Source organism: Arthrobacter sp. Y3223164 (assembly GCF_059091005.1).
Genome location: NZ_JBNHGF010000967.1, coordinates 1 through 305, shown reverse-complemented (window position 1 = coordinate 305; position 305 = coordinate 1). Strand labels below are relative to the sequence as shown.

The window sequence follows — 305 nt, the reverse complement described above, 5'->3', positions numbered from 1 at the left end:
GTCGCCGCGGCCCGGGGCAGCCGGAGCCAGGACACGCTGATGCCCGTCGCCCTGGTGACGCTGTGCGGCACGCTGGCCATCGGCGTCCTGCCGGCCGTCATGGCGGTAACCGGCATGACTCCGGAAGTGTTCGGCTTTTGGGCCGGGGCCTCCGTGCACGACGTCGGACAGGTGGTCGCCACCGCCCAGAGCGCCGGCACGGCGGCCCTGACCATCGCCGTCGTCGTCAAGCTCGCCCGCGTGGTGATGCTGGCACCCGTCACGGCCGCCTCGGCCTTGCACAGCCGGCGGAGGGCCAAGGCCGG

1 protein-coding gene is annotated in these 305 nt (G+C 74.1%); it reads left to right on the top strand.

Annotated elements, in window-relative coordinates:
- The coding region (locus AC5RUJ_RS18950; RefSeq protein ID WP_494156599.1) for a putative sulfate exporter family transporter at positions 1–305 on the top strand (305 nt) is incomplete at both ends.